Source organism: Vibrio sinaloensis, assembly GCF_000808535.1.
Taxonomy (GTDB): domain Bacteria; phylum Pseudomonadota; class Gammaproteobacteria; order Enterobacterales; family Vibrionaceae; genus Vibrio; species Vibrio sinaloensis_D.
On sequence record NZ_JWLV01000006.1, the window covers coordinates 86,805 to 95,435 of the forward strand.

General features: G+C 48.0%; 7 protein-coding genes. 2 read left to right on the top strand and 5 right to left on the bottom strand.

The window, feature by feature from the left end; translation table 11 throughout:
- Nucleotides 1-4 precede the first annotated feature (4 nt).
- Nucleotides 5-1,141, top strand: a complete 1,137-nt coding sequence (locus tag RJ47_RS05100) for a glycerate kinase (protein ID WP_039482093.1) — start codon at nucleotides 5-7, stop codon at nucleotides 1,139-1,141.
- 79 nt (nucleotides 1,142-1,220) lie between these two features.
- Here the strand turns inward: RJ47_RS05100 and RJ47_RS05105 are convergent, their stop codons facing one another.
- From RJ47_RS05105 to RJ47_RS05125, 5 genes are all read right to left on the bottom strand, one after another.
- Nucleotides 1,221-1,589 (bottom strand): VOC family protein, encoded by a 369-nt coding sequence (locus tag RJ47_RS05105; RefSeq protein WP_039482097.1) that lies wholly within the window; start codon nucleotides 1,587-1,589, stop codon nucleotides 1,221-1,223.
- Complete coding sequence (locus tag RJ47_RS05110) at nucleotides 1,586-2,065, bottom strand: GNAT family N-acetyltransferase (RefSeq protein ID WP_039482101.1); 480 nt, start codon at nucleotides 2,063-2,065, stop codon at nucleotides 1,586-1,588. The genes RJ47_RS05105 and RJ47_RS05110 overlap by 4 nt, the downstream gene beginning before the upstream one ends.
- A 203-nt stretch (nucleotides 2,066-2,268) precedes the next feature.
- Nucleotides 2,269-4,116, bottom strand: coding sequence for a M3 family metallopeptidase (locus tag RJ47_RS05115; RefSeq protein ID WP_039482104.1), 1,848 nt, complete (start codon nucleotides 4,114-4,116; stop codon nucleotides 2,269-2,271).
- A gap of 247 nt (nucleotides 4,117-4,363) precedes the next feature.
- Entirely contained in the window at nucleotides 4,364-4,828 is a 465-nt protein-coding gene (locus tag RJ47_RS05120) for a hypothetical protein (protein ID WP_039482105.1), read from the bottom strand.
- Between the two features lie 9 nt (nucleotides 4,829-4,837).
- Nucleotides 4,838-6,796, bottom strand: a complete 1,959-nt coding sequence (locus RJ47_RS05125; protein WP_039482108.1) for an alkyl/aryl-sulfatase — start codon at nucleotides 6,794-6,796, stop codon at nucleotides 4,838-4,840.
- Between the two features lie 360 nt (nucleotides 6,797-7,156).
- Here RJ47_RS05125 and RJ47_RS05130 point away from each other — a divergent pair, with 360 nt between their 5' ends.
- Entirely contained in the window at nucleotides 7,157-8,395 is a 1,239-nt protein-coding gene (locus RJ47_RS05130) for a DEAD/DEAH box helicase (protein WP_039482110.1), read from the top strand.
- Nucleotides 8,396-8,631: the final 236 nt, after the last annotated feature.

The following is an 8,631-nucleotide window of genomic DNA, read 5'->3' on the forward strand; positions in this document are numbered from 1 at the left end:
CAATATGAAAGTAGTTATCGCTCCAGATTCTTACAAAGAAAGTTTAACCGCTATGGAAGTGGCAACTGCGATTGAAAATGGCTTTAAAGAAATCATGCCTGACGCAGAATACATCAAACTGCCGATGGCTGATGGAGGAGAAGGTACCGTACAGTCCCTAGTGGATGCCACGGGCGGCGATATCGTGACGGTGGAAGTCACCGGTCCGTTAGGCCAACCTGTGGAAGGGTTTTATGGTTTGTTGGGTGATGGCTCTACTGCGGTGATTGAAATGGCCGCAGCGTCAGGGCTGCACTTAGTGGATCCAAGTGAGCGAAACCCGCTCCTTACCACAACCTACGGTACTGGCCAGCTTATCAAAGCGGCACTCGATAAAGGTGTGAACCACATTATCATCGGCATTGGTGGTAGCTCGACCAACGATGGTGGGGTGGGAATGGCACAAGCTCTTGGCGCGAAACTGGTCGACGCTGAGGGAGCCGACTTGCCTTTTGGTGGTGGCGCCATAGCGCGTTTAGCTAAGATTGATTTGTCTGGTTTGGATCCTCGTTTAGCAAAGATTCAACTCGAAGTCGCTTGTGATGTTGATAATCCTTTGTGTGGCCCGAAAGGCGCCTCTCATGTGTTTGGCCCGCAAAAGGGCGCAACCCCTGAGATGGTTAAACAGCTTGACCAAAACCTCGCGCACTACGCTGCTATGATCCATCAAACTAATGGTAAGGATGTGATCAGTCAAGCGGGTGCAGGAGCTGCTGGTGGACTGGGAGCGGCGCTTTTGGGCTTATTTGATGCAACACTTCGCCCCGGCATTAACATAGTGATGGATGCGGTTAACCTTGCTGAAGTTGTGAAAGATGCCGACCTAGTGATTACGGGTGAAGGGCGCATTGATAGCCAAACCATTCATGGTAAAACACCCATTGGCGTGGCACGTACCGCGAAGCTCTATCAGTTACCTGTGATTGGCATTGCGGGCAGTACTGCGCAAGATTGTCGCGTGGTCCATGATCACGGCATTGATGCGGTGTTCAGTGTGGTGTTGGGGGCAACAGATCTACCCACCGCGCTGAAAGAGGCGGCATTTAACGTGGAGATGACGGCGCGCAATGTGGCCGCTACGCTCGCGATGCGTTTTCGTTAACCGTCTTCAATTAAACAAAGTAAAAAATGACCGCATAGTGCGGTCATTTTTTCATTCATAGTTTTCTATTCGCATTCGTTTAACAGTAAACGCTAATCTCAATCAGATTAGAATCTGGGTCTAGAAAGTAGACAGACTGAATAGGACCTTGAGCTCCAGATTTCTCAACTGGCCCTTCGATGATGTCTACCTGCTCTTTAGTTAAGTGAGTAATCACTTCCTCGAGTGGCCAACGTGTTATCAAACAAAGATCTCCTGAGCCAACTTGCGCTCGGTTTCTCGGCTCCTGACCTAACAGTTGTAAATTAATCTTCTGGTTTCCAAACTTTAGCGCCTTACGACCGTTGGCGAAGGTGACCTCTTCCATCAGCAGCACCCGTTGGTAAAACGCCACAGAATGGGTAATGTTGGAGACAGTGAGAACAATATGGTCGATATGGCTAATCATGCTCTCTCCTTTTGAAGCGGTTTTTCCATCACGACACAATCTAAGTTCACTCCCCGTGGAGAGTGATAGGTCGAGATTTCCTCCCCATGAAATCCGCAAGAGCGATAGAAAGGGGCTGCATTGAGGGTTGCCTCTAAGACCATTTTTTCCAGTTTGTGCTCTCTAGCCATTTGCTCAAGAAAAGCCAGCATCTTCTTTGCTGCGCCCAAACCAAAATAAGGCGGATCGACAAATATGGCATCGACCATGCCTGTCTCGGTGTTGAGTTTGCCACACCCCACCACCTTGCCGTCTACCTCAGAAACGTAAAAGGTCGCGACAATGTCCTCTTTCAGCTGTTCGGACACGCCACCTTGCGTCCAAAGGGCGAGCTGCTCTGGTTGATAGTGGTCTGCGCATTTGGCAAGAATGGATCGCTTGCGCAAATCGTAGATAGGCTGAACATCAGACGCATTGGCTTTGCGGATCTTTATCATGCGTTCTTCCTTGAATAGCGATTGAACAGTGCAACGAATTGCTTTGAATGCATAATGACACAGAGACGCATTTTTCTACAAATCCATTTTATAAATCATTGGGTTACTGCGGGCGTCTGCTGTTTGGTGGGACGCTCAGTAAAGCGCTTGATCAAAAAGGCCGCGAATCGTCGCGGCCTTGGGGAGTTGAGTCGTGGGCTGAGTTAACAGCCGTAGGTCTCTTTGATGTACGCTTCAAATTGATCGCACATCGCCTCATCAGACACTTGGTTGCTTGCCAACTCTTTGCTGCCATCGACGACTTTAATGGTCGCGTTCAATGACGCAACTTCCGCTTGTTGGCGCGTCGCTAAACCAGCAATTTTTTCTTGCTGCGCTGCCCAAGCCTGTTCTGAAGAGAGGTTACATGCATCCGCCAAATACTTAGCGTTAAACCCTTCGCCTGTTAAGCTCACAATGGTCTCGTTATGAGAAAGCTGGTTGCCTGAATGCCAATAGTGCTGAGCAAGCAGAGGGCCGATTTCAGGGTTGTCGGTTAGGTAGCCAAACTTATCGAGGAAGTAAGCACGCGTCTGGTACACCGCCATATGTGCTAGCAGATAACCGTGATAGGCACAAGCAGCTTCATCTGACACTAGGTGAGGGATTGCCATAAGTGGACGCGGACTACACTCTAGACCAAGAATCTGTTTTTCACACTGGCGCGCGAGAGCGGTAATGCGCTCAGGAGTAAGCTCTTCATCACTCAGTTGATACAGCGCGCGTTCAAAGTAAGGCACAACCAAGATGCTACGTTCTGAGAAAGCAGCAAACGGCTGACGACTGTTGATCATTGCCTTAATCACGTCGTCAGGGACAGGGTTGCCTTGTGCGTCCAGTGCGTACTGTTTTAACCAGTCTGCATCGTTGAGCAAGCTATCACAGAACATTGATTGAGTTTCTGCGTAGGCCATAGAGGTAGGCGCAAATTCTTGAGAGAAACACGGCGCGTTCATTTTGACGTTTGCAAAGTGCGCAGCGTGACCGCCTTCATGGAACAAGGTGTTAATACCAGAATAACCGCTGCCAACTTGGTCTGGCTTGGCGTTGCTGGTGAAGTTAACCTTGGCTGCAACCCACTCGTTTTGGTTATAGAACGAAGGAATAGGACCGTGGCAGAAGCCGTTCGGGTATTTGCCTTTTCTGTCGAGCAGATCCAGCGTGAGCTCTGCGCCTGAATAGTCAATGTTCAAACGACCAAACGATTCAACCCAGCGGCGAAGGGACTTGGAGAAGGGCACATACGGGTCCAGATCACGCATTGCGTCACCTGAGTACGAGTACACAAAGTTATGGCCCGTCAGTGCGTTGTCACCTTTTTCTTTAGCAAGATTGGCGAGGCTAGCAAGGTTAGTATCACGAGTGCGAGCTTCAAAATCGTCAAGAATGGCAAACAGCTCATCTGAGGTCATTTTCTCCGTTTTAACGACGGAGTAATCGAAGAATGTGTCGTAACCTAAAGAGCGCGCAAATTGATTGCGCAGTTTGATCAGCTCAATGAAGCCATTTTGTAGCAACCACTGCTCTAGTCCAAGTAGTGCTTGGTGCGCCGATTTGCGGACGTCTTCATGGTTGTTGGTACGAATGGTTGAGGCCAATACAGGCAGTGAGCCTTCAACTTGTTTGCCATGCTCATCGGTAAAAGTGAGTACATGGTTCTGCTTTCGTTCAAACAGTCCTGCTTCGAACTCAATCAACTGGTTTTTTAGAGCTTGCGCTTCATTCCCTTCAATCGCGTGAGCTTGGAATGTGTTTAACCAGCCATTTAGCCCGGTTTGGGTCGCCTTTTTCTCGGCATCATCGGTAATGGATTCGGCTGCTTCCAACTGGTGTTTGATCTCAGCGATTTGATCGGCATTGCTAAGAAAGTTGGTCCACTCGGTTTGCGCTTTGGTCGACCCGTCATGATCATCACTGATGCCCATGTAGGTTTCCCAGAAAAAGTCTTCTTTAGTACGGTGAATGGTGAGGTAACGTTGATTCAGGTCGTTGAGATATTCTGTAGCGGTCATTTGGTTCCTTCAAATGTGTACGATAAAAAAACAGGTCATTATCGCACGCTTTAGAGAGCGTTAGGAGTGATAGGCGAGATCCATATTGTCGTGAGTTGTAAATCCCACTCTACGAACATCGTATGTTTTATGTCGAGAATAAGACGCATTATAACCCCATATTCTGCGGCTCCTCAGACCTAGGCGCGCCCACATAGAACACGCTATGTGGGGCAAAATGTTTACACCTTCCGCAGAGCTGCTTTTATTAACCCGCCTTGTGGATGACGCCAAGAGTGACGCCTTGCTCAAAGCTGACTTTCCCCTGAACAAGCGCGTTAAGAGCTGCTTCACTGAGGAGAAGAACACGACTTGATGAAGAGTCATCACTTGGAGCCGAGTGAACGGTAATGGATTGACCATGTTCAACCTTGCTCCATAAATGACTGTCGACAAGATAAATGTAACTAACCGACTGCAACTCACTGGCGTATTTGTCCGCCATTAGTTTCAGCCACCAACTGGCTCTTCGTAAACCAGAAGGCCCGTTGAGAGACGAAATCGTATCAATTGTCTGGCTGTCTAGCGCGTCGTACGTTGACATCGCGACATCTAGAGAGCCCGGGTAACTTTCGGTAAATGGATTGCTAAATTGACCATCGTAGGTACATGCCTGAGCAGCGAGGCTGACACTGCTCAGGCAAATCGCAACCAGCATATTGAGTTGCTTCATTATTGCTTCCTATGGCGTGACGATGTTAAACCAGAAGTTGAAGGTATCTAGCATGCCCACAAAGTCTTTGAACACTTGTTTGTCGCCCTTCAGTTTTAAATCACCGCTTGAAATGGCTTGCTCAAGCGTCATCTCGCCAAGCTGTACCTTGTCTAACGCTTCTTTTGTTAAGGTTAAAGAGACGTCCGGATCGTCCGACTGTTTGGTGGTGTGGTTTAACACCGAGTTTTCGATGTAAAGCGTGTACTGCTCATCAAGGTCAGTGAAGTTTATGTTGATGGTGTAGTCTTTGCCCGCCGCTTTTTCTGGGAGCAGACGTACTGCTAAGTAGTCAAATAGCATTTCTGGTGGCATGTTTTTGATGATGTCTGGAGACGCGGTATTGGTGCCACCAGAAGAAGGTGTACCGTTGCGCAGCTCATAGGCACCTTGTAGGTAGACCGAGCGCCAAGGTCCAGACTCTGCTTGGTAACCTAGCTGTTCATAGGTATCAGCGAGCAGCAGTTTGCCTTTTTTGCTTTGTGGGTTGGCAAAGACGACGTGTTTAAGCGCTTCAGCCACCCAGCGGTAGTTGCCTTTGTCGAAGTCTTGTTGCGCTTTATCGATGACCGCATTTTCACCGCCCATGTATTCGACGTATTTGACGGCAGCGTTGGTTGGTGGAAGATTGTTCAGATCAGATGGATTACCGCTATACCAGCCCATGTAACGTTGATAGACCGCGCGACTATTGTGTCGGAGCGTGCCGTAGTAACCACGAGTGTTCCAGTTCTGATCGATCTCTTTCGGGAACTGAATAATCTCGGAAATTTCGGAACCGATGTAGCCTTGGTTCATGAGTCGAACCGTTTGATCGTGAGTGTATTTGTACATATCACGTTGAAGTTTGAAGTAATCGACAATCTCTTCTTGCCCCCACATCGGCCAATGGTGACTTTGGAATTTGACCTCGACTTCGTCGCCCCACATTTCGATAGTTTCATTCAAATACGATGACCACTTCAGCGCATCGCGCACCTGAGCACCGCGTAGAGTCAGGATATTGTGCATGGTATTGGTACTGTTTTCTGCCATCCAGAGTGCTTTCTTCTCGGGTAGCCAGGTATTGATTTCAGTAGGTGCTTCCGACCCTGGCGTGTATTGGAATACCATTTTTACGCCATCAACAATGTGCTCTTCGCCCGTCTTTTCGATGACGAGTGTGGGTCTAATGAGTGTTGCTAGCCCCGTCGACGTGGTTTGTCCTAAGCCACCATTGACGCCTCCTTGCGCATTTCTAGGCAATAAGGCTCCGTACATATAGATGGCGCGTCGACCCATTGCGTTACCTGCAATCACGTTTTCAGATACGGCGTGTTCTGTGAATCCGTGGGAAGCAATGATTTGTACTTTACCGGCGGTCACGTCTGCTTCGTCGACAATGCCACGCACGCCGCCAAAGTGGTCGATATGGCTATGGCTGTAGATCACAGCGGTGACAGGTCTTTCCCCTAACTCCGAGTTGATAAAATCGAGTGCCGCTTTGGCGGTTTCTTGCGAGATCAGTGGGTCAAACACAATCCATCCAGTTTTACCCTCTACGAAAGTGATATTGGTTAAGTCGTAACCACGTACTTGGTAGATTCCATCCGTGACTTTGAAAAGACCATTGATCACGTTGAGCTGAGCATTTCGCCAAAGACTCGGGTTAACGCTATCAGGTGCTTTTGCGTCAAGAGTAATGAACTTCTTGTACTCTTCGAGATCCCAAACGACATCGCCTTTGTCATTAGTGATGGTCACGACATCTTGCTTGGCAATAAAGCCTTTCTGCGCCCGTTCAAAATCCTTTGTGTCGCTGAACGGCAAGGCTTTGTAGAGAGCTTGGTTGGCTTTGATGGTTGCCTGAGTCGCAGGTTTAGAGTCGACAGCGGCATAACTATTGACTGACATTGCAATGGTTAGCAGGGAGAGGGTGAAACGTTTCATACCTAGTCCTTGTTATATGAACAAATTTTTATATCTAAACATAGACTAGGTTTTAACCATTTCAATTTATTAGCAATTTAGTTTTATATTTCTGAGTGAATGCTCTGACTTCTTCCTATTGTTGGGAAATGAATCTCGTTTTTTTCAGCCCGCTACTGGAGAAATTACAGTGTAAATCGCGCTAGGGAGAAACGCCTTTTTGATGCGAATTTAGCCGCCGTTCTTCTGCACTACATTCTTTAACGGCTTTTGGGGCGCGCTCAATGATATACTCCCCAAGTCGACTCACTTCGGCATTCGGTTATGTGGTCAAGTCACCGCGTCCGTTAGCCTGTTAACTCTTATCTAGGAATCCACTCGATGTCTTTTTCTTCCTTATCTCTTGTTCCAAAACTTGTTCAGGCGCTGCCGCAAAACGTTGTCAAACCGACTGATATACAAGCTTTGGTGATTCCACAAATGTTGGCAGAGAAAGACGTGCTCGCGCAGGCGAATACGGGCAGTGGTAAAACACTTGCTTACCTACTGCCACTGTTACAGCGCCTTTTGCCAAACCCTGATCAACAAGCTTTAGTTTTAGTTCCAACTCGCGAACTGGCTTTTCAAGTCAATGATTCGGTAGGTGAAATCACTCAGCCTCTTGGTTTGAGTTCGGTCGTATTGTGTGGTGGTGTCGATAAAGCGCAGCAGCAAGCCAAGTTAGCGAAGAGGCCAAATATACTGATAGCCACGACAGGGCGACTGTTAGATTTGCTAAGCGCTGAAGAGCTGTCGCTAAAGCAGGTGAAGACGCTAATCTTGGATGAGGCGGACCGTCTATTGGATATGGGCTTTTGGCCAGATGTCCAAGCGATTGCAAAAAGACTACCTGCACAACGACAAACGGCGATGTTCTCTGCCACCTTCTCTGACGCATTAAAACAAAAAGCGACGGCTTTGATGAGTGCGCCTGTTGCGTTGACGGCGCACCAAGAAAACAGCACCAACAAAGACATTGCGGAGACGCTTTATTTGGTCAACAAAGGCAGTAAAGCGAAAGCGCTGATTGAGCTGATTAAACAGAACCGTTGGTCTCAAGCACTGGTATTTATTGGTGCAAAAGAGAATGCTGATAGCTTGGCGAAAAAGCTCAATAAAGCCGCCATTACCACCAGTGCTTTGCATGGCAATAAGAGTCAATCTGAGCGTGAAGAGACGCTAGCACAATTCAAATCTGGTCAGGCTCAAGTGCTGATTGCTACAGACTTGCTCGCCCGTGGAATTCACATCGAACAGCTTCCGGTTGTCATCAACTTTGAGTTGCCAATGCATGCTGAAACTTATGTGCATCGTGTCGGGCGAACCGCGCGCGCCGGGGAGCAAGGGGTGGCAATATCGCTAGTCTGCCACGGCGAAACAGAGGCACTAAATGCTATTCGTAGCCTGACTCAGCGTAAGTTACCGGTTCAAGAGTTAGATGGTTTTCCTGTTACCGATAAACCCTCCACAGGCGAGAGCAAACGCGCCCCACGTGATAAAAAATCCAACCGCCGTACTAACAGTAAAAAGAGTATTAAGCAGTTTCAGGGCAAGCGCCCAAATTCCAGAGCAAAGAGATAGTCGGCAGAGTGGCTCCCGATAAAAGCAGCCTCAATTAAACCACTATTTTGGTGGTTTAATTTTACCTCCTTATCAGCGATTGGACACGTTCACTTGCACTTACTCACACTTTGGTAATCTAGTTATTTCAACGACCCCCTGTCTACATAGAGAGAATCCAAATAGGTTATATTTTCAATCCAATACATTGATTCAATGGAATTTGGAATGACTAATATGGACAAAACGGTTGCAGC